Source organism: Staphylococcus pseudintermedius (assembly GCF_034042775.1).
In the GTDB taxonomy this organism is placed as follows: domain Bacteria; phylum Bacillota; class Bacilli; order Staphylococcales; family Staphylococcaceae; genus Staphylococcus; species Staphylococcus pseudintermedius.
The window spans coordinates 2,264,998-2,287,200 of the sequence record NZ_CP120150.1 but is presented as its reverse complement, the minus strand read 5'-3'; the positions used below and the strand labels follow the sequence as shown (position 1 = coordinate 2,287,200).

At 39.5% G+C, this 22,203-nt stretch carries 20 protein-coding genes and 1 other annotated feature; of the genes, 18 read left to right on the top strand and 2 right to left on the bottom strand.

The window, feature by feature from the left end; genetic code table 11:
- The 17 genes from P3U61_RS10855 (at nt 1) to tuf (ending at nt 18,214) form a co-directional block, all read left to right on the top strand.
- Entirely contained in the window at nt 1-525 is a 525-nt protein-coding gene (locus tag P3U61_RS10855) for an NYN domain-containing protein (protein ID WP_031253855.1), read from the top strand.
- 76 nt (nt 526-601) lie between these two features.
- Nucleotides 602-1,174 carry an RNA polymerase sigma factor gene (locus P3U61_RS10850; RefSeq protein ID WP_063278648.1) on the top strand — a complete coding sequence of 191 codons (573 nt, stop codon included), beginning with the start codon at nt 602-604 and terminating at the stop codon, nt 1,172-1,174.
- 71 nt (nt 1,175-1,245) lie between these two features.
- Entirely contained in the window at nt 1,246-1,389 is a 144-nt protein-coding gene (gene rpmG, locus P3U61_RS10845; RefSeq protein ID WP_075773636.1) for a 50S ribosomal protein L33, read from the top strand.
- Nucleotides 1,390-1,406: 17 nt separating this feature from the next.
- A complete protein-coding gene (secE, locus tag P3U61_RS10840; RefSeq protein ID WP_014614757.1) occupies nt 1,407-1,586 on the top strand; it encodes a preprotein translocase subunit SecE in 180 nt (59 codons plus the stop codon).
- A gap of 18 nt (nt 1,587-1,604) precedes the next feature.
- The gene (nusG, locus tag P3U61_RS10835) at nt 1,605-2,153 is read left to right on the top strand and encodes a transcription termination/antitermination protein NusG (RefSeq protein WP_014614756.1); all 549 of its coding nucleotides are present in this window, start codon (nt 1,605-1,607) and stop codon (nt 2,151-2,153) included.
- 164 nt (nt 2,154-2,317) lie between these two features.
- Nucleotides 2,318-2,740 carry a 50S ribosomal protein L11 gene (gene rplK / locus P3U61_RS10830; RefSeq protein ID WP_014614755.1) on the top strand — a complete coding sequence of 141 codons (423 nt, stop codon included), beginning with the start codon at nt 2,318-2,320 and terminating at the stop codon, nt 2,738-2,740.
- Between the two features lie 191 nt (nt 2,741-2,931).
- Nucleotides 2,932-3,627 carry a 50S ribosomal protein L1 gene (gene rplA, locus P3U61_RS10825; protein WP_014614754.1) on the top strand — a complete coding sequence of 232 codons (696 nt, stop codon included), beginning with the start codon at nt 2,932-2,934 and terminating at the stop codon, nt 3,625-3,627.
- Between the two features lie 97 nt (nt 3,628-3,724).
- Nucleotides 3,725-3,865: a sequence feature (ribosomal protein L10 leader region), on the top strand.
- Nucleotides 3,866-3,914: 49 nt separating this feature from the next.
- A complete protein-coding gene (rplJ, locus tag P3U61_RS10820; RefSeq protein WP_014614753.1) occupies nt 3,915-4,415 on the top strand; it encodes a 50S ribosomal protein L10 in 501 nt (166 codons plus the stop codon).
- A 40-nt stretch (nt 4,416-4,455) separates the two neighbouring features.
- The gene (gene rplL, locus P3U61_RS10815; RefSeq protein WP_014614752.1) at nt 4,456-4,821 is read left to right on the top strand and encodes a 50S ribosomal protein L7/L12; all 366 of its coding nucleotides are present in this window, start codon (nt 4,456-4,458) and stop codon (nt 4,819-4,821) included.
- Between the two features lie 77 nt (nt 4,822-4,898).
- The gene (locus P3U61_RS10810) at nt 4,899-5,507 is read left to right on the top strand and encodes a class I SAM-dependent methyltransferase (protein ID WP_014614751.1); all 609 of its coding nucleotides are present in this window, start codon (nt 4,899-4,901) and stop codon (nt 5,505-5,507) included.
- A gap of 212 nt (nt 5,508-5,719) precedes the next feature.
- Nucleotides 5,720-9,274: a DNA-directed RNA polymerase subunit beta gene (rpoB, locus tag P3U61_RS10805; protein ID WP_323695698.1), complete on the top strand. Its 3,555-nt coding sequence runs from the start codon at nt 5,720-5,722 to the stop codon at nt 9,272-9,274.
- A gap of 261 nt (nt 9,275-9,535) precedes the next feature.
- Nucleotides 9,536-13,129 (top strand): DNA-directed RNA polymerase subunit beta', encoded by a 3,594-nt coding sequence (rpoC, locus tag P3U61_RS10800; RefSeq protein ID WP_225549905.1) that lies wholly within the window; start codon nt 9,536-9,538, stop codon nt 13,127-13,129.
- A 177-nt stretch (nt 13,130-13,306) separates the two neighbouring features.
- On the top strand, nt 13,307-13,561 hold the full coding sequence (locus P3U61_RS10795; protein ID WP_014614748.1) for a ribosomal L7Ae/L30e/S12e/Gadd45 family protein: 255 nt from the start codon (nt 13,307-13,309) through the stop codon (nt 13,559-13,561).
- 95 nt (nt 13,562-13,656) lie between these two features.
- Complete coding sequence (gene rpsL / locus P3U61_RS10790) at nt 13,657-14,070, top strand: 30S ribosomal protein S12 (protein WP_014614747.1); 414 nt, start codon at nt 13,657-13,659, stop codon at nt 14,068-14,070.
- A gap of 80 nt (nt 14,071-14,150) precedes the next feature.
- Complete coding sequence (rpsG, locus tag P3U61_RS10785; protein ID WP_014614746.1) at nt 14,151-14,621, top strand: 30S ribosomal protein S7; 471 nt, start codon at nt 14,151-14,153, stop codon at nt 14,619-14,621.
- A gap of 142 nt (nt 14,622-14,763) precedes the next feature.
- On the top strand, nt 14,764-16,845 hold the full coding sequence (gene fusA, locus P3U61_RS10780) for an elongation factor G (protein WP_014614745.1): 2,082 nt from the start codon (nt 14,764-14,766) through the stop codon (nt 16,843-16,845).
- Nucleotides 16,846-17,026: 181 nt separating this feature from the next.
- On the top strand, nt 17,027-18,214 hold the full coding sequence (tuf, locus tag P3U61_RS10775) for an elongation factor Tu (RefSeq protein WP_014614744.1): 1,188 nt from the start codon (nt 17,027-17,029) through the stop codon (nt 18,212-18,214).
- A 112-nt stretch (nt 18,215-18,326) separates the two neighbouring features.
- Here the strand turns inward: tuf and budA are convergent, their stop codons facing one another.
- Together budA and P3U61_RS10765 are read right to left on the bottom strand one after the other, a co-directional pair.
- Nucleotides 18,327-19,031 carry an acetolactate decarboxylase gene (budA, locus tag P3U61_RS10770; protein WP_037543937.1) on the bottom strand — a complete coding sequence of 235 codons (705 nt, stop codon included), beginning with the start codon at nt 19,029-19,031 and terminating at the stop codon, nt 18,327-18,329.
- Between the two features lie 585 nt (nt 19,032-19,616).
- Nucleotides 19,617-20,804: an amidohydrolase gene (locus P3U61_RS10765; RefSeq protein ID WP_014614742.1), complete on the bottom strand. Its 1,188-nt coding sequence runs from the start codon at nt 20,802-20,804 to the stop codon at nt 19,617-19,619.
- 109 nt (nt 20,805-20,913) lie between these two features.
- On the opposite strand from P3U61_RS10765, the gene P3U61_RS10760 reads away from it, so the two are divergent.
- Entirely contained in the window at nt 20,914-22,104 is a 1,191-nt protein-coding gene (locus P3U61_RS10760) for a glycine C-acetyltransferase (RefSeq protein WP_031253851.1), read from the top strand.
- Nucleotides 22,105-22,203: the final 99 nt, after the last annotated feature.

Genomic DNA, 22,203 nt, shown 5'->3' with positions numbered 1-22,203 from the left:
ATGAAGGACTATTACGTAATCATAGATGGTTATAACATGATTGGTCAGTCCCAAAAATTGAGTCGTGTCGCTAAAGAAAGTTTAGAAGAAGCGAGAGAACAATTGCTCATCGAAATTTCCAACTATAGTGCAGTGACAAAAGGTAAAATTGTGTGTGTGTTTGATGCTTATGATCGTGGCACACCACAGTCTGAATATGAGTATCACGGGGTGCATGTCGTATTTACAAAAGAGCACGAAACAGCAGATAGTTTTATCGAACGCTATGTCTATAATATTTATAATAAGCATACGACCCATATTACGGTAGTGACGAGTGATATGAGTGAACAACATGCCATTTTTGGAACAGGTGCTTATCGTTTATCCTCAAGAGAAATGTGGCGCCATTTAAAAGAGAACAAAGAGAGTGTGACCAAATCGATGGACGAATTTGGTGAAATGAAGCCGCGTACACGTATTCAGCTATCAGAAGAGTTGTTATCTGAATTTGAAAAAATAAGACGGGGCAAGTCTCGAGATTAATCGTTTTGCAAGTTGTAGAGAGACACCTTTGACAGATATGATAAGACATCATTGGTCGAAGGTGAGGAAAAGTTTCATGGCACAAATCCCTAATCCAAACGATATTGTTTCAGAAACCATACAACGTGCGCAACAGCAACAACCCGAAGCAATTGAAAAGTTGGTTCACCATATTGAGCGTATCGCGCGAAAAAGTTTTGGTGATTTTAGTGTAGCCCAAGCAGATTGTGATGATTTAGTACAAGACGTTGTTCTCGCAATTTATCAAAAAATACAAAGCGAGCAGTTTTATTTTGGTGTTCCATTCGAACATTACATTAAGCGGACCATTTATCGGCGTAAACTTGACTATCGACGTAAGAAACTGACCCATCAGCGCATTTTTGAAGATTACGTCGATGGCTATGCAATCAGTTATCGAACACAGTTGGCCGAGCAGCAACGCCATAGTCACGAATATCTTCATTATATTCAAGACACGTTACAACAGACACTTCAACAGTTGAGTGCATTTGAAATGCGCGTGCTAGATTACCTTATTGCAGAATGGCGGCCTGCAGAAATTGCACGTGAACTGAATGTTTCAGATAAGAAAGTTTATAATGCGCTGTATCGAATTCGTCAAAAATTGAAAAGTCTCCTCACATAAGAAAGTGGTTTGACAATTGAATGTAAACTTATGTATAGTAAACTGGTATTATAGAAGCAAGGTGAGAAATGTTGAAAAAAGTGCCGTTAAATTGCGAGAAATGTGGCAACCGAAACTATCACGTACCGAAATCACCGAACGTGACGGAGCGATTAATACTGAAAAAGTTTTGTGTGAAATGTAATACGCATACACTTCATAAAGAATCCAAATAATTGGAGGGGAATTAATTATGCCGAAAAAAGAAAGTTTCTTCCAAGGCGTTAAATCCGAAATGGAAAAAACAAGTTGGCCAACAGGGCCCGAGCTTGTTAAGTATACAACAATTGTAGTTATGACTGTATTGTTCTTCTTGTTGTTTTTCTGGGGTTTAGATATCGGAATTGGTCAGTTAATTGAAATGATAAAATAGGAACGAGGAGTTGTCAGCATGTCTGAAGAGCTAGGTGCAAAACGTTGGTATGCAGTACATACCTACTCTGGTTACGAAAACAAAGTTAAAAAGAATTTAGAAAAACGTGTCGAATCAATGAATATGACAGAGCAAATCTTTAGAGTCGTCATTCCAGAAGAGGAAGAAACACAAGTTAAAGATGGTAAAGCGAAAAAACAAATGAAGAAAACATTTCCGGGTTATGTTTTAGTTGAACTTGTGATGACTGACGAATCTTGGTACGTCGTTAGAAATACACCTGGTGTGACAGGTTTCGTAGGATCAGCAGGTGCAGGGTCAAAACCGAATCCATTGTTACCAGATGAAGTCCGTTTCATCCTGAAACAAATGGGAATGAACGAAAAATCTATCGATGTCGAAGTTGAGTTAGGTGAACAAGTGCGCATTACTTCTGGACCGTTCGCAAGTCAAGTCGGTGAAATACACGAAATTGAAGCGGACAAGTTTAAATTGACGGTTCTCGTAGACATGTTCGGAAGAGAGACACCTGTAGAAGTTGAATTCGATCAAATCGAAAAACTTTAATTGTAGTATAATATGTTACAAAAAATGTGTTGTATTAAGTTAACGCAAATGTTATAATAACGAGGTCGCGCATTCATAGCGCTACATTTCGTCACGAAATGTTAAGAGTGGGAGGGCAAAAATGAGCCCTGTGACCACATCACGATATCAAGGAGGTGCACATCGTGGCTAAAAAAGTAGAAAAAGTAGTTAAGTTACAAATTCCAGCAGGTAAAGCAAACCCAGCACCACCAGTTGGTCCTGCATTAGGTCAAGCCGGTGTGAACATTATGGCTTTCACAAAGGAATTTAACGCACGTACACAAGAACAAGTGGGTTTAATTATTCCAGTTGAAATTTATGTATATGAAGACCGTTCATTTACATTCATTACAAAAACACCACCTGCAGCAGTTTTACTTAAAAAAGCAGCAGGTATTGAAAAAGGTTCTGGTGAACCAAACAAAAACAAAGTTGCAACTGTAACTAAAGATCAAGTACGTGAAATTGCTAACACTAAAATGCCTGACTTAAACGCTGCTGACGAAGAAGCAGCTATGCGTATCGTTGAAGGTACTGCACGTAGTATGGGTATTGTTGTTGAGTAATAATCAACATATTGACAATTAACAAAATGATACGATAAATTTTCGAAAACGAACGCAGGTAGGCCTATGATTAATGACATATTTCATCATTCTGTGCGTATTGACGCAAAGGGCTATCTGCGCTCAACTTGCTATTAAGGCAAGTTAACGTGGGAGGACATTCCGATAAAACCACTAAAGGAGGACAAAAAATGGCTAAAAAAGGTAAAAAGTATCAAGAAGCTTTAAATAAAGTTGATCGCCAAGCACTTTACACTGTAGAAGAAGCAATTCGTTTAGCTCAAGAAACGTCTATCGCTAACTTCGATGCATCAGTAGAAGTTGCATTCCGTTTAGGTATCGATACACGTAAAAACGATCAACAAATCCGTGGTGCAGTAGTATTACCACACGGAACTGGTAAATCACAACGTGTATTAGTATTCGCTAAAGGTGATAAAATTGCTGAAGCAGAAGCAGCAGGTGCTGACTATGTAGGCGATGCTGAATACGTAAACAAAATCCAACAAGGTTGGTTCGACTTTGATGTTGTTGTTGCAACACCAGACATGATGGGTGAAGTTGGTAAATTAGGTCGTGTATTAGGACCTAAAGGTTTAATGCCAAACCCTAAAACTGGTACAGTAACAATGGACGTTAAAAAAGCTGTTGAAGAAATCAAAGCTGGTAAAGTTGAATACCGTGCTGAAAAAGCAGGTATCGTTCACGCTTCTATCGGTAAAGTTTCATTTGAAACTGAAAAATTAGTTGAAAACTTCAAAACTTTACAAGATGTGTTAACAAAAGCAAAACCATCTTCAGCTAAAGGTACTTACTTCAAATCTGTTGCAGTGACAACTACAATGGGTCCTGGTATCAAAGTAGATACTGCAACTTTCAAACTATAATTCAATGCGCACTTAATGATTGACACTTAGTTTAATCATTAAGTGCATCATAAAATATAAAAAAGGTTGACGAATGACGCGAAAACCTTTATATTAAATTCTGTTGAATATTTTACCTAAGACAGTAGGAGTTCATAAAGAACTTAAAACAACATCCTACCGAGGCTAAAATGGACTTGAACGTTAACGCATTCAAGCACTTTTTGCCGTGGGTAAAAAGTGTTTTTTTAATTTAAGTGTCCACTTAATTATAAAAGCACCCAAAACTTATCTATGGAGGTGTCAAAATGTCTGGAATCATTGAAGCGAAAAAACAACAAGTTGATGTGATTGCTGATCAACTTAAAGGTTCTGTTTCTACAGTAGTTGTTGACTACCGTGGTTTAACAGTAGCAGAAGTAACAGAATTACGTAAGCAATTACGTGAAGCAAATGTTCAGTACAAAGTGTACAAAAACACAATGTTACGTCGTGCAGCTGAAAAAGCTGGTATTGAAGGCTTAGACGAGTTCTTAACTGGTCCTACAGCAGTCGCATTCACAACTGAAGATGTGGTTGCACCAGCTAAAGTTATCGCTGGATTCGCTAAAGAACACGAAGCTTTAGAAATCAAATCAGGTATCATGGAAGGTAGTGTCATCACTGCTGACGAAGTGAAAACTGTTGGTTCATTACCATCACACGAAGGTCTTGTATCTATGCTTCTTTCTGTATTACAAGCACCAATGCGCAACTTCGCTTATGCGGTTAAAGCTGTTGGAGAAAGCAAAGAAGAGAACGCAGAATAATTAATCAATTAAAAAATTAATCAATTGGAGGAAAATAAACATGGCTAATCAAGAGCAAATCATTGAAGCAATTAAAGAAATGTCAGTTTTAGAATTAAACGACTTAGTAAAAGCAATTGAAGAAGAATTTGGTGTAACTGCAGCAGCACCAGTTGCAGTAGCAGGTGCAGCAGGCGGAGACGCAGCAGCAGAAAAAACTGAATTCGACGTTGAATTAACTTCAGCTGGATCATCAAAAATCAAAGTTGTTAAAGCAGTTAAAGAAGCAACTGGTTTAGGCTTAAAAGACGCTAAAGAATTAGTTGACGGTGCTCCAAGCATCATCAAAGAAGCTATGCCTAAAGAAGAAGCTGAAAAACTTAAAGCTCAATTAGAAGAAGTTGGCGCTTCAGTAGAATTAAAATAATTCATTGATAAGTGAAAAACCCGCTATTACGTAATAGCGGGTTTTTGAATATTAAACAATAAAGAGGTGCAACGCCTATGAGTCATTACTATGATGCGCATCCCGATGCAGCAACAGACGAAAAAGAAATTACATACGCATATCAACAACATCAACTCCATCTCACTACAGATGCAGGCGTTTTTTCTCGAGATCAAGTCGACTTTGGCTCTGATCTGCTCGTTCACACATTTTTGAATGCACATCCTCCAGGTCAAAAGAAGACGATAGTGGATGTAGGGTGTGGTTATGGACCTATCGGATTAATGCTCGCTAAAGTCGCGCCACACGATCATATTACCATGTTAGACGTCAATCATCGTGCATTAGGTTTGGCAGAGAAAAATGCACAGCGCAACCAACTATCGAATGTGACAATCCAAGAAAGTGATGGCTTATCACAGGTTGCTAACGAGACACAGCATTATGTTGTCACAAACCCGCCTATTCGTGCAGGGAAGCAAGTGGTCCATCAAATTTTCGTTGATGCGCATCGTGTTCTTGAAGCAAATGGTGAATTGTACGTCGTGATTCAAAAGAAACAAGGCATGCCATCCGCGAAGAAAAAAATGGAAGTTGTTTTTGGCAATGTCGAATCAATTAAAAATAGTAAGGGCTATCATATTTTAAAAAGCGTTAAATCTTGATTTTAATGCTTGTTTATGGTATAGTCGTAAGATGAAATAATTATGTTCAATAAGTGTGTACTTTTACGGTTAAAGTTTCATTGTAACATTTCAAAATAAGACTTATAGAATAGAAAATGGTGTCATCGTTTTATGTGCTACCGTTTTCTTTTTGTCTTGTTACATGATGAGGGCTGAAAAGTGTTCGCACAATTTTTGAGGGGTGAATCTGTTTGGCAGGTCAATTTGTCCAATATGGAAGACATCGTAAACGTAGAAACTACGCAAGAATTTCGGAAGTTTTAGAGTTACCAAACTTAATTGAAATTCAAACAAAATCGTATGATTGGTTCTTAAAAGAAGGTTTATTAGAAATGTTCCGTGATATTTCTCCTATTGAAGACTTCACGGGTAATCTTTCATTAGAATTTGTTGATTATAGATTAGGTGAACCGAAGTATGATTTAGAAGAATCAAAAAACCGTGATGCTACTTATGCGGCGCCATTACGTGTGAAAGTTCGTTTAATCATTAAAGAAACAGGCGAAGTGAAAGATCAAGAAGTATTTATGGGTGATTTCCCATTGATGACAGAAACGGGTACTTTTGTGATTAACGGGGCAGAACGTGTTATCGTATCACAATTAGTTCGTTCACCATCTGTATACTTCAATGAAAAGTTAGATAAAAATGGACGCGTGAATTATGATGCGACAGTGATTCCTAACCGTGGTGCTTGGTTGGAATACGAAACAGATGCAAAAGATGTCGTTTATGTGCGTATCGACAGAACGAGAAAGTTACCATTAACAGTATTATTACGTGCGTTAGGTTATTCAACAGACCAAGAAATCATTGAATTAATTGGGGATAACGAATATTTACGTAATACATTAGAAAAAGATAGCACAGAAAATACAGAACAAGCGTTACTTGAAATTTATGAACGTTTACGTCCGGGTGAACCACCAACTGTAGAAAACGCAAAAAGCTTATTATATTCACGTTTCTTTGACCCTAAACGTTATGATTTAGCAAGCGTTGGACGTTATAAAGCAAACAAAAAATTACATTTAAAACACCGCCTATTCAATCAAAAATTAGCTGAACCTATCGTTAATACAGAAACAGGTGAAATTGTTGCCGAAGAGGGCACTGTTTTAGATCGTCGTAAATTAGATGAAATTATGGACGTTCTTGAAACAAACGCGAATGCACAAGTCTATGAGCTTCTAAATAGTATCATTGATGAGCCTGTAGAAATTCAGTCTATTAAAGTTTATGTACCAAATGATGATGAAGAACGTACAACAACAGTTATCGGTAATGCATTCCCAGATTCAGAAGTAAAATGTATTACACCGGCTGATATTGTGGCATCTATGTCATACTTCTTCAACTTATTACATGGTATTGGTTACACAGACGATATCGACCACCTTGGTAACCGTCGTCTACGTTCAGTAGGTGAGTTGTTACAAAACCAATTCCGTATCGGTTTATCAAGAATGGAACGTGTGGTACGTGAAAGAATGTCAATCCAAGATACAGATTCTATCACACCGCAACAATTAATTAATATTCGCCCAGTAATTGCGTCAATTAAAGAGTTCTTTGGTAGCTCTCAATTATCTCAATTCATGGACCAAGCGAACCCACTTGCTGAGTTGACACACAAACGTCGTCTATCAGCATTAGGACCTGGTGGTTTGACGCGTGAACGTGCACAAATGGAAGTACGTGACGTCCACTACTCTCACTATGGTCGTATGTGTCCAATCGAAACACCTGAGGGTCCAAACATTGGTTTAATCAACTCATTATCAAGTTATGCACGTGTGAACGAATTTGGCTTTATCGAAACACCATATCGTAAAGTCGATATCGAAACAAACACGATCACTGACCAAATCGACTACTTAACTGCTGATGAAGAAGACAGTTACGTTGTCGCACAAGCGAACTCACGTCTTGATGAAAACGGTCGCTTTATTGATGATGAAATTGTGTGTCGCTTCCGTGGTAACAACACAACAATGGCTAAAGAAAAAATGGACTACATGGACGTATCACCGAAGCAAGTTGTATCTGCTGCGACAGCGTGTATCCCATTCTTAGAAAACGATGACTCTAACCGTGCGTTAATGGGTGCGAACATGCAACGTCAAGCGGTACCATTGTTAAACCCTGAATCTCCATTTGTAGGAACAGGTATGGAACACGTTGCTGCACGTGACTCAGGCGCTGCTGTGATTTCTAAATATCGCGGTCGTGTTGAACATGTGCAATCAAGCGAAATTTTAGTACGTCGTTTAGTTGAAGAAAACGGTCAAGAAGTCGATGGTACGTTAGATCGTTATCCATTAGCGAAATTCAAACGTTCAAACTCTGGTACATGTTATAACCAACGTCCAATCATTGCAAAAGGTGACATTGTAGAAAAAGGTGAAATCCTTGCTGATGGTCCTTCAATGGAACTTGGTGAAATGGCATTAGGTCGTAACGTTGTCGTTGGTTTCATGACTTGGGACGGTTACAACTACGAGGATGCCGTTATCATGAGCGAACGTTTAGTTAAAGACGATGTGTATACGTCTATTCATATTGAAGAGTATGAATCTGAAGCACGTGACACTAAACTTGGACCTGAAGAAATTACGCGTGATATTCCAAACGTATCTGAAAATGCACTGAAAAACTTAGATGATCGAGGTATCGTTTACGTTGGTGCAGAAGTTAAAGACGGCGACATTTTAGTAGGTAAAGTAACGCCTAAAGGTGTAACGGAATTAACTGCTGAAGAACGTTTATTACATGCCATCTTTGGTGAAAAAGCACGTGAAGTTCGTGATACATCATTACGTGTACCTCATGGCGCTGGCGGTATTGTACTTGATGTTAAAGTGTTCAATCGTGAAGAAGGCGATGATTCACTTTCACCAGGTGTCAACCAACTCGTACGTGTGTACATTGTTCAAAAACGTAAAATTCATGTAGGGGACAAAATGTGTGGTCGTCACGGTAACAAAGGTGTCATCTCTAAAATTGTTCCTGAAGAAGACATGCCGTACTTACCAGACGGTCGTCCAATCGATATCATGTTGAACCCACTCGGTGTACCATCTCGTATGAACATCGGACAAGTTTTAGAGCTTCACTTAGGTATGGCGGCTAAAAACTTAGGAATCCATGTTGCATCACCAGTATTCGATGGTGCGAACGATGATGACGTATGGTCTACAATTGAAGAAGCAGGTATGGCACGTGATGGTAAAACTGTTCTTTACGATGGACGTACAGGTGAACCATTCGACAACCGTATCTCTGTAGGTGTGATGTACATGTTGAAACTTGCACACATGGTTGATGACAAGCTTCACGCACGTTCTACAGGACCTTACTCACTTGTTACACAACAACCGCTTGGTGGTAAAGCACAATTCGGTGGACAAAGATTCGGTGAGATGGAGGTATGGGCACTTGAAGCATACGGTGCGGCATACACATTACAAGAAATTCTCACATACAAATCAGACGACACAGTAGGCCGTGTGAAAACTTACGAAGCTATCGTTAAAGGTGAAAACATCTCAAGACCAAGTGTTCCAGAATCATTCCGTGTATTGATGAAAGAATTACAAAGTTTAGGTCTTGACGTTAAAGTGATGGACGAACAAGATAACGAAATTGAAATGCGTGACTTAGACGATGATGATATTCCAGATCGCAAAGTCAACATGCAACCGTCAAGTGTTCCAGAATCACAAAAAGAATTTAACGAACAATGATGAATTGTAGATAGATTAAGCGGAATAGAAACGCTTGATGAAGCTTGCGTTTGTATTCAAACATCACACTTTGAATGCAACAAGTGTGATGTGCGATTAATCGTTTCGGCAATGTGCTCGGAATCCAACGAGAGGGGTTGGGTTTCGATGCATGCCCGATACTGCAACATTTTTAAGATAAATTGTAAATCAATCAACTAGCACAGTTAATTTAAACTAAAGGAGGTAGGCTCCTTGATTGATGTAAATAAATTCCATTACATGAAAATAGGACTCGCTTCACCTGAAAAAATTCGTTCTTGGTCATATGGTGAGGTCAAAAAGCCAGAAACAATTAACTACCGTACGTTAAAACCAGAAAAAGATGGTCTTTTCTGTGAAAGAATTTTCGGACCAACAAAAGACTGGGAATGTAGTTGTGGGAAATATAAACGTGTACGCTATAAAGGTATGATTTGTGACCGTTGTGGTGTTGAAGTTACAAAATCAAAAGTACGTCGTGAACGTATGGGACACATTGAGTTAGCAGCACCTGTGTCTCACATTTGGTACTTCAAAGGGATCCCAAGCCGTATGGGTCTCTTATTAGACATGTCACCACGTGCATTAGAAGAAGTGATTTACTTTGCTTCATACGTTGTGGTTGATCCAGGCCCAACAGGTTTAGAGAAGAAAACATTACTTTCAGAAGCAGAATTCCGTGATTACTATGACAAATTCCCTGGTCAATTTACTGCCAAAATGGGTGCAGAAGGGATTAAAGACTTATTAGAAGAAATCAACTTAGATGAAGAGTTGAAAATGCTTCGTGATGAGTTAGAATCTGCGACTGGTCAACGTTTAACACGTGCCATTAAACGTTTAGAAGTTGTGGAATCATTCCGTAACTCTGGCAACAACCCAGCGTGGATGATTTTAGATGTACTACCAATTATTCCACCTGAGATCCGTCCAATGGTACAACTTGATGGTGGCCGTTTTGCGACAAGTGACTTAAATGATTTATATCGTCGTGTCATCAACCGTAACAATCGTTTAAAACGTTTATTAGATTTGGGTGCGCCTGGCATCATCGTACAAAACGAAAAACGTATGTTACAAGAAGCTGTTGACGCATTAATCGATAACGGTCGTCGTGGTCGTCCGGTAACAGGTCCGGGTAACCGTCCGCTTAAATCACTTTCACACATGTTGAAAGGTAAACAAGGTCGTTTCCGTCAAAACTTACTTGGTAAACGTGTAGACTATTCTGGTCGTTCAGTTATCGCGGTAGGACCAAACTTGAAAATGTATCAATGTGGTCTACCAAAAGAAATGGCATTAGAATTGTTCAAGCCGTTTGTCATGAAAGAACTTGTACAACGTGAAATTGCGACAAACATCAAAAACGCGAAAAGTAAAATTGAGCGTACAGAAGATGAAGTTTGGGATGTATTAGAAGATGTGATTATCGAACACCCAGTATTACTTAACCGTGCACCAACATTACACAGATTGGGTATCCAAGCGTTCGAGCCGACTTTAGTTGAAGGCCGTGCGATCCGATTACACCCACTTGTAACTACAGCTTATAACGCCGACTTTGATGGTGACCAAATGGCGGTTCACGTACCTTTATCAAAAGAAGCACAAGCTGAAGCACGTATGTTAATGCTTGCCGCTCAAAACATCTTGAACCCTAAAGATGGTAAACCAGTTGTTACACCGTCTCAGGACATGGTTTTAGGTAACTACTACTTAACATTAGAGCGTAAAGATGCAGTCAATACGGGTATGATGTTCAATGATACAAATGAAGTGATTAAAGCTTATGCGAATGGGCACGTTCACTTGCATACGCGTATCGGTGTTCAAGCGTCATCATTCAACAACCCAACATTTACCGAAGAGCAAAATCGCAAAATCTTAACAACTTCTGTAGGTAAAGTGATCTTTAACGAAATTATTCCAGATTCATTTGCATACATTAACGAACCAACAGCGACGAACTTAGAAAAGAGTACACCTGATAAATATTTCGTTGATGCATCTGAACTTGGAGAAGGTGGCTTAGCTGAGTACTTTGAAAACACTGAACTTGTGCCACCATTCAACAAAAAATTCTTAGGAAACATTATCGCAGAAGTGTTCAATCGCTTCAGCATTACAGATACGTCTATGATGCTTGACTTAATGAAAGACTTAGGTTTCAAATATTCTTCAAAAGCAGGTATTACAGTTGGTGTGGCTGACATCGTGGTATTACCTGATAAACAAGAGATTTTAGACGAGTCTGAGAAATTAGTTGAACGCGTCCAAAAACAATTTAACCGTGGTTTATTAACAGAAGAAGAACGTTACAATGCGGTTATTGAAATTTGGACAAATGCGAAAGATAGAATCCAAGCGAAATTGATGAAGTCTCTTGATAAGACGAACCCAATCTTCATGATGAGTGACTCTGGTGCCCGTGGTAACGCCTCTAACTTTACGCAACTTGCTGGTATGCGTGGTTTAATGGCCGCGCCATCAGGTAAAATTATCGAACTTCCAATCACATCATCATTCCGTGAAGGTTTAACGGTATTAGAGTACTTTATCTCTACTCACGGTGCGCGTAAAGGTCTTGCCGATACAGCACTTAAGACTGCCGACTCAGGTTACTTAACACGTCGTCTCGTTGACGTTGCTCAAGACGTTATCGTACGTGAAGAAGACTGTGGTACGGATCGTGGTTTACTCGTTTCAGATATCAAAGAAGGTACAGAAATGATCGAACCATTTATCGAACGTATTGAAGGTCGTTATTCTAAAGAAACAGTACGTCATCCAGAGACAGACGAAATCATCATTCGTCCGGATGAATTGATTACACCTGAAATTGCGAAAGAGATTACGGATGCAGGTATTGAAGAAATGTACATCCGCTCTGCATTTACATGTAACACACGTCACGGTGTATGTGAAAAATGTTACGGTAAAAACTTAGCAACTGGTGAAAAAGTAGAAGTCGGTGAAGCAGTCGGAACTATCGCTGCACAATCAATCGGTGAACCAGGTACACAGTTAACAATGCGTACGTTCCATACAGGTGGGGTAGCCGGAAGCGATATCACGCAAGGTTTACCTCGTATCCAAGAGATTTTCGAAGCACGTAACCCTAAAGGTCAAGCAGTGATTACTGAAATTGAAGGTGTCATTGATAACATCACAGTAGGTAAAGATAGACAACAAGAAATCGTTGTTAAAGGTGCTAACGAAACACGTTCTTACCTTGCATCAGGAACATCACGTCTGAAAGTCGAAATCGGTCAATCAGTTGCACGTGGTGAAGTCTTAACGGAAGGTTCAATCGAGCCGAAAAACTTCCTGTCTATCGCTGGTTTAACAGCAACAGAAGAGTACTTACTTAAAGAGGTACAAAAAGTTTACCGTATGCAAGGTGTAGAAATCGACGACAAACACGTTGAGGTTATGGTACGTCAAATGTTACGTAAAGTGCGTATCATTGAAGCTGGTGACACGAAATTATTACCAGGTTCACTTGTTGACATCCACAACTTCACAGATGCAAACCGTGAAGCGTTTAAAGAGCGTAAACGTCCAGCAACTGCCAAACCAGTATTGCTTGGTATTACAAAAGCGTCTCTTGAAACAGAAAGCTTCTTATCTGCAGCATCATTCCAAGAAACAACACGTGTCTTAACTGACGCAGCGATTAAAGGTAAACGTGATGATCTTCTCGGTCTTAAAGAGAACGTTATTATCGGTAAGTTAATCCCTGCAGGTACAGGTATGAAACGTTACAGTAAAGTTGATATTGAAAAGGATGAAGTGACACAGCCAGGTCTTGAAAATCAAGTAACTGTGGAATAACTTTTCATTTCCAGTGAGTTGAACAGAAGTCATCAATATCGGTGACTTCTTGTTCGAACTGACTGTGAAAATCTTCAACAAAATCACAGAATATTTTCGAATAACTGTTGACGAACGATTTGCTAAAATGATAATATAGTAAAGGTTGATGCAAGCAGTACTTTGGAGGATATGTAAATGTCTAATGAAAAAGTCACACGCTTTGACAAACAAGCCTACGTGGTTGGTCTTAAGGAGACGTTAAAAGCGCTTCGTAATCAACGCGTAAACAAACTGATTATCGGCGAAGATGTGAATGTGCATTTGCTCGCGCGCGTGTTAAGCTTTGCCAATCAAAATATGATACCTATCGAATTCTTCTCAAGTCGACAAGCACTTGGAGAATATGTTGGTATAAATGTAAAGGCGACAGTCGTTGCTTTGCTCAAGTGAGATTAGTAAGTATGATGCTTACTAAATTTTATTTAACCCAAAAATGAACCACCTGGATGTGTGGGATTAAGAAATGAAGAGAGGAGGAAACTTGAATGCCTACTATTAACCAATTAGTACGTAAACCAAGACAAAGCAAAACTAAAAAATCTGATTCACCAGCTTTAAATAGAGGTTTTAACAGTCAAAAGAAACAATTCACTAAATTGAATTCTCCACAAAAACGTGGCGTATGTACACGTGTGGGTACAATGACTCCTAAAAAACCAAACTCAGCGTTACGTAAATATGCGCGTGTGCGTTTATCAAACAACATCGAAATCAACGCATACATCCCTGGTATCGGACACAACTTACAAGAACACAGTGTTGTACTTGTACGTGGTGGACGTGTAAAAGACTTACCTGGTGTGCGTTACCATATCGTTCGTGGTGCATTAGATACGTCAGGTGTTGACGGTCGTATGCAAAGCCGTTCATTATACGGTACTAAAAAACCTAAAAAATAAGATTAAAAGATTGTAAAAATCTCATTTAATCATGATGAAAGAAATCAAATATACTATAATAGGAAGGGAGGACTTGTATTATGCCTCGTAAAGGATCAGTACCTAAAAGAGATGTGTTACCAGATCCAATTCACAACTCTAAGTTAGTAACAAAATTAATCAACAAGATTATGTTAGATGGTAAGCGTGGAACTGCTCAACGTATTCTTTACTCAGCATTCGACTTAGTTCAAGAACGTTCTGGTCGTGATGCAATGGAAGTTTTCGATGAAGCAATCAACAATATTATGCCAGTACTTGAAGTTAAAGCTCGCCGTGTAGGTGGTTCAAACTACCAAGTACCTGTAGAAGTTCGTCCAGAGCGTCGTACTACTTTAGGTTTACGTTGGTTAGTAAACTATGCGCGTCTTCGTGGTGAAAAAACTATGGAAGAGCGTTTAGCTAACGAAATCTTAGACGCAGCTAACAACACTGGTGGTGCAGTTAAGAAACGTGAGGACACTCACAAAATGGCTGAAGCGAACAAAGCATTCGCTCACTACCGCTGGTAAGATATTTGCGAATTCCCTGAGCAATTTCTGTATAGTGCCATCAACCTGCTTTTTAGCCGTTGATTGAACAGTTCTATACATGCTTAGGGTAAAGCTATATCTAATCATATAATCCTATATTCTGGAAGGAGAAAGAATACCCATGGGAAGAGATTTTTCTTTAAAGAACACTCGTAATATCGGTATCATGGCGCACATCGATGCTGGTAAAACGACGACGACTGAACGTATTCTTTATTACACTGGACGTATCCACAAAATTGGTGAAACACATGAGGGTGCTTCACAAATGGACTGGATGGAACAAGAGCAAGACCGTGGTATTACGATCACTTCAGCGGCTACAACTGCTGAATGGAAAAATCACCGTGTAAACATCATCGACACACCTGGGCACGTAGACTTCACTGTAGAAGTTGAACGTTCATTGCGTGTACTTGATGGTGCGGTAACAGTTCTTGACGCGCAATCAGGTGTAGAACCTCAAACTGAAACAGTTTGGCGTCAAGCAACAACTTACGGTGTACCTCGTATCGTATTTGTAAACAAAATGGACAAAATCGGTGCTAACTTCGATTACGCTGTAAGCACTTTACATGACCGTTTACAAGCCAATGCTGCACCAATTCAATTACCAATCGGTGCTGAAGATGAATTCTCAGCTATCATTGACTTAGTAACAATGAAATGTTTCAAATACACGAACGATTTAGGAACTGAAATTGAAGAAACTGAAATTCCTGAAGACTATCGTGAGCGCGCTGAAGAAGCACGTGAAGCATTGATTGAAGCTGTTGCTGAAACAAATGAAAGCTTAATGGAAAAAATCTTTGAAGAACAAGAAATCACTGTTGATGAGCTTAAAGACGCAATCCGTCAAGCAACAACAGATGTTGAGTTCTACCCAGTACTTTGTGGTACAGCATTCAAAAACAAAGGTGTTCAATTAATGTTAGACGCAGTAATTGACTACCTTCCATCACCTTTAGACGTTAAACCAATCGTTGGTCATCGTGCGGATGATCCTGATGAAGAAGTTATCGCTAAAGCGGACGACGATGCAGAATTCGCTGCATTAGCATTTAAGGTTATGACTGACCCTTACGTTGGTAAATTAACTTTCTTCCGTGTTTACTCTGGTACTTTAACTTCAGGTTCATACGTTAAAAACTCAACTAAAGGTAAACGTGAACGTGTAGGTCGTATTTTACAAATGCACGCCAACTCACGTGAAGAAATCAGCACTGTATATTCTGGTGATATCGCAGCAGCTGTAGGTCTTAAAGACACTGGTACAGGTGATACACTTTGTGGAGAGAAAAATGACATCATCCTTGAGTCAATGGAATTCCCAGAGCCAGTTATTCACTTATCAGTTGAACCTAAATCAAAAGCAGACCAAGATAAAATGACTCAAGCGCTTGTGAAACTTCAAGAAGAAGACCCTACTTTCAAAGCGCACACAGATGAAGAAACTGGTCAAGTTATCATTGGTGGTATGGGTGAACTTCACCTTGACATCATTGTTGACCGTATGAAGAAAGAATTTAATGTAGAAGCAAACGTGGGTGCCCCAATGGTATCTTACCGTGAAACATTCAAATCTTCTGCAGCCGTTCAAGGTAAATTCTCTCGTCAATCTGGTGGTCGTGGTCAATATGGTGACGTTCACATTGAATTCACACCAAATGAAACAGGCGCAGGTTTCGAATTCGAAAACGCTATCGTTGGTGGTGTTGTTCCTCGTGAATACATCCCATCAGTTGAACAAGGTCTTAAAGACGCAATGGAAAATGGTGTATTAGCTGGTTATCCATTAATCGATGTTAAAGCTAAATTATTTGATGGTTCATACCATGATGTCGATTCATCTGAAATGGCCTTCAAAATTGCTGCATCTTTAGCACTTAAAGAAGCTGCTAAAAAATGTGATCCAGTTATCTTAGAACCGATGATGAAAGTCACTATCGAAATGCCTGAAGAATACATGGGTGACATCATGGGTGACGTTACTGCTCGTCGTGGACGTGTAGATGGTATGGAACCACGTGGTAACGCACAAGTTGTTAACGCTTATGTACCACTTTCAGAAATGTTCGGTTACGCAACTTCATTACGTTCTAACACGCAAGGTCGTGGTACTTACACTATGTACTTCGATCACTATGCAGAAGTACCTAAATCAATTTCTGAAGAGATCATTAAAAAGAACAAAGGTGAATAATTCATCATCTTAGTTTGACACGTCGCCCTTGAGGGTAACTCAAATAGCGACTGGTTTTTAAATTGATTTTTTCCAAGAAATGATTTATAAAGGAAATAACATTATCTATCTCATGTTGGTGAGTAACTTTCATGAGAGATATTAAAATAATAATTCTTAATCAAAGAGGAGAGATTTCATAATGGCAAAAGAAAAATTCGATCGCTCAAAAGAACATGCCAATATTGGTACTATCGGTCACGTTGACCATGGTAAAACAACTTTAACAGCTGCAATCGCAACTGTATTAGCAAAACATGGTGACTCAGTTGCACAATCATACGACATGATTGACAACGCTCCAGAAGAAAAAGAACGTGGTATCACAATCAATACTTCACACATCGAGTACCAAACTGACAAACGTCACTATGCACACGTTGACTGCCCAGGACACGCTGACTATGTTAAAAACATGATCACTGGTGCTGCTCAAATGGACGGTGGTATCTTAGTAGTATCTGCTGCTGATGGTCCAATGCCACAAACTCGTGAGCACATTCTTTTATCACGTAACGTTGGTGTACCAGCATTAGTTGTATTCTTAAACAAAGTTGACATGGTAGACGACGAAGAATTATTAGAATTAGTAGAAATGGAAGTACGTGACTTATTATCTGAATACGACTTCCCAGGTGATGACGTACCTGTAATCGCTGGTTCAGCATTAAAAGCTTTAGAAGGCGATGCACAATACGAAGAAAAAATCTTAGAATTAATGGAAGCTGTAGACACTTACATTCCAACTCCAGACCGTGACTCAGACAAACCATTCATGATGCCTGTTGAGGACGTATTCTCAATCACAGGTCGTGGTACAGTTGCTACTGGTCGTGTTGAACGTGGTCAAATCAAAGTTGGTGACGAAGTAGAAATCATCGGTTTAACTGAAGAATCTTCTAAAACAACTGTTACTGGTGTAGAAATGTTCCGTAAGTTATTAGACTACGCTGAAGCTGGTGACAACATTGGTGCTTTATTACGTGGTGTTGCACGTGAAGACATCAACCGTGGTCAAGTATTAGCTGCTCCTGGTTCAATCACACCACACACAAAATTTAAAGCGGAAGTTTACGTATTATCAAAAGACGAAGGTGGTCGTCATACACCATTCTTCTCTAACTACCGCCCACAATTCTATTTCCGTACTACTGACGTAACTGGTGTTGTAAACTTACCAGAAGGTACTGAAATGGTAATGCCTGGCGATAACGTTGAAATGGAAGTTGAATTAATTTCTCCAATCGCTATCGAAGACGGTACTCGTTTCTCAATTCGTGAAGGTGGACGTACTGTAGGATCAGGCGTTGTAACTAACATCGAACAATAATCTATCACAAATATAGATAAAAAAGAGTTGGCCTCGGCCAGCTCTTTTTTTATAGCCTGTAAAGTTGAAAAGGGGGATATTTGCGTCCATTTTTAGACACTGCTTTAAAACTTTACTCAACTTCTCTAATTTCTTCATTAATATCCTCATAATCAATTTCAGCCTCTGTGAAAGAACGATAATTGACTGGAAAATGTTGTGTCAGCGTCTCAAAATCTTGAATTTCGACGTTAGCTGCTTCAATGTGAAAATCTAATACATGTCCACCGAATGTTCGTGCATCATCGGCAAAGTGAATATGAAAGCCACCAGCGCCAATGCCATGAAACAGTTCGGGTGTATAAAAGCCAATGAGTGTGCCTGAAATATTGGATCGTGTATACTCGGGTTGTTGCTGAGCGGATTCAATTAAGCGACGGTATGGAGGGGTCTGTCCCGGCATCATTCTCACATGCATATGTTGAAATGTTCCAGTGATTTTGACTGCTGAAAAGGCATTTTGACTACGCATTTTGGTGCGGACCTGTGATAATGCATGTTGTGCGGATTGATTGGTCGTTTTAAACGTATGATGTGCTCGGAATCGTGTGATCGTCGCGAAAGGCGTCAGTTCTTCTCCAGTGAGTTGCGTGAATTCGTTTTGCGCATTGGCGTGAAATGCTTGGCCGTCTATAAAAATGACTTCACCATCCGATCCAGCTAACGTGCCTAAACCCGCATCACCTTGTTTGAGGATGTCTTGAATTGTTGCAGTGCCTTCTAATAATCCTGCCATGAGTGTACCCAGTGTCCCATGTTGATAGAGTATATCTCCCATCGTAACATTCCTTTCAGTGTGAAATTTTATAGAGAAAAGGAAACGGAGCTGGGACATCAAGTTTTCCCAGCCCCATTTCAACGAATTATAGATTGATTATTTATTAATGATTTTAAAACTGTTGGAAAATGAGTGCGAATGGGATACAAAATTGATACTATGGCTTTCTTGATTTGATAAACTTGGGCTCAGTTTCGCTGTATTTGATATCAAACTGCCCAGTACACTAAGACTCCTGAGGGAATGCATGCAAACTGCTGACAGTTATCTCCTCTCTTTAATAGTGGTTACTGTTTATCGCAGTAGCTGTATGACTTCTCAATGTCTACACTTTTAAGAAGTCGAATCAGCCATGCGGAGGCAGTGCGACGAAATATTTGATGTAAATGAGATTTCTGTACTGCTCCCAAAATCCAATAACACCTCAACCCATATAACAGTTTAATCAAGCGTTAGTGCGTTGAAGGACCAACCCCTCGGAACGCGAAGCCATGAAGGCAATCAAAAATATAAATCATAGAGAGAGGGAAAGTTAAACGAAATGATTGCAGCAATAGCATCAAAACTTTTTGTATCCTATCTTCGTCATGTTCTTTTCAGTTCATCTTTGAATATCCCTTCAAGTTCTAAAATCTTCATAAATGTGCTCACGGCGTATTTCATCGCATCTTCGTCAATATCAAAATGCGGACTGTGATGTGGCCAATCCGTGCCTTTTTGAGCGCTACCACAACCAGTTAAGAAAAATGCGCCAGGTCTTGCTTTTAAATAAAATGAAAAGTCTTCACCAACCATCATTAAATCGGACTCTTGGTATCGGAAGTTCAACGCATGAGCAGCATTTTTAACGATTTCTGCTGATGCTTCGTGGTTGTAAACAGGTAAATAGCCTTTAATGTAGTCAAATGTATAAGTGATGTCGTTAGCGAGCGCGAGTCCTTGGAGTAACAAATCCATCTTGTGATAAATATGGGCTTGGACATCTGTTTCGAAAGTGCGCACGGTGCCACGACAAGTCGCTGTATCAGGAATCACATTATCTGCTTCACCGGCTTCAATTTTACCGAAAGAAATTACGGCTTGTTTGACAGGATCTAATGTACGAGAAACGATTTTTTGTGCGCTTAAAATAAACTCTGCAAGGATGACAATCGGATCAATCGTTTCGTGTGGTTTAGCCCCGTGACCGCCTTTACCGTGAATAGTGATGTTAAATTCGTCAGGTTGTGCCATCATCGGACCTGGTCGTGTGTGAATCGTCCCAGTCGGATAACCGCTCCATAAATGATTGCCATATATTTTATCGACACCCATCAAGGCGTTATCTGCAATCATTTCTTGCGCACCGCCAGGCATCACTTCTTCACCATATTGAAAAATTAAGACGACTGTTCCTTTTAATTGAGTTTGATGCGCATGTAGTAATTCAGCGACGGTCAATAAAATCGTCGTATGGCCGTCATGACCACACGCATGCATGACACCTGGAACTTGAGAACGATAAGGCACCTCTTTTAAATCTTCAATCGGGAGTGCATCAAAATCCGCACGTAATGCAATTGTTGAACCTGATTCATCCCCTGTGATTCGTGCAATAATACCGTTGCGTCCTACTTTTTCCTCAATTTCAAAATTTAATTGTTGAAGTCGTTGCAAAATATAGGCATGTGTTTTTGTTTCTTGAAATGACAATTCAGGATTTTGATGCAGATAGCGCCGTGTTTGAACCATCTCCTGTTCTTTGTCATAAGCCAATTGGAACCAATCCGTCACGCTTGTTCTCTCCTTCAATTTGATTATGGCATTTATTATACACCTGCTTTTAAGTTTGTTCAAAATGCGTTATGATTAAGGAGATTTAAAAGTGAAAGGGGAAATTCAGGTGGTACAACAATTAAACGACTTTCTTGATGAAAATTTGAATCATTTAAAAGAAAATGGACTGTATAATGAAATTGATACAGTTGAAGGTGCAAATGGGCCAGAAATTCAAATTAACGGCAAGAAATATATCAATTTGTCATCAAACAACTATTTAGGCTTAGCGACAAATGAAGATTTAAAAACTGCTGCTAAAAACGCGATTGATTCACATGGTGTCGGTGCTGGTGCGGTACGTTCAATCAACGGGACATTAGACTTACATGATGAGTTAGAATCAACGTTAGCGGAGTTCAAAGGGACAGAAGCAGCTGTCGCATATCAATCAGGCTTTAACTGTAACATGGCAGCTATTTCAGCCGTGATGAATAAAAATGATGCGATCTTATCTGATGAATTGAACCATGCATCAATTATTGATGGGTGTCGTTTATCAAAAGCGAAAATTATTCGTGTGAACCATTCAGATATGGATGATTTACGTCAAAAAGCGAAAGAAGCTGTTGAATCGGGACAATACAACAAAGTGATGTACATTACTGACGGTGTCTTCAGTATGGACGGCGACGTTGCAAAATTACCTGAAATCGTCGAAATTTGTGAACAATATGGCATTATGGTGTATGTAGACGATGCACACGGTTCAGGTGTGATGGGTAAAGGTGCAGGAACGGTGAAACATTTTGGCTTGCAAGATAAAGTCGACTTCCAAATCGGTACATTATCAAAAGCGATTGGTGTTGTTGGCGGTTATGTTGCGGGTTCACAAAAATTGATTGATTGGTTAAAAGCGCAATCACGTCCATTCTTATTCTCAACTTCATTAGCGCCTGGAGATACAAAGGCGATTACTGAAGCAGTTAAAAAGTTAATGGCTTCAACAGAATTGCATGACCGTTTATGGGAAAATGCGAATTACTTAAAAGAGGGCTTATCACGCCTAGGCTTTGATACAGGTCAATCTGAAACACCGATTACACCTGTGATTATTGGGGATGAAAAGAAAACACAACAATTCAGTAAACGTTTGATGGAAGAAGGCATTTACGTGAAATCGATTGTGTTCCCAACAGTTCCGCGTGGTACGGGTCGTGTACGTAACATGCCAACTGCTGCACATACAACAGAAATGTTAGATCAAGCATTAGAAGTGTATGCGCGTGTCGGTAAAGAACTCGGCATTATCGAATAGCATAAGTAAGTAGAGGGAGTGCATCTGAGGGTGGGCTGCCTCTTTTTATTTTTATTTGAAGTTTTACGGGTTCTACTGTATTTTAATGTATATGATACG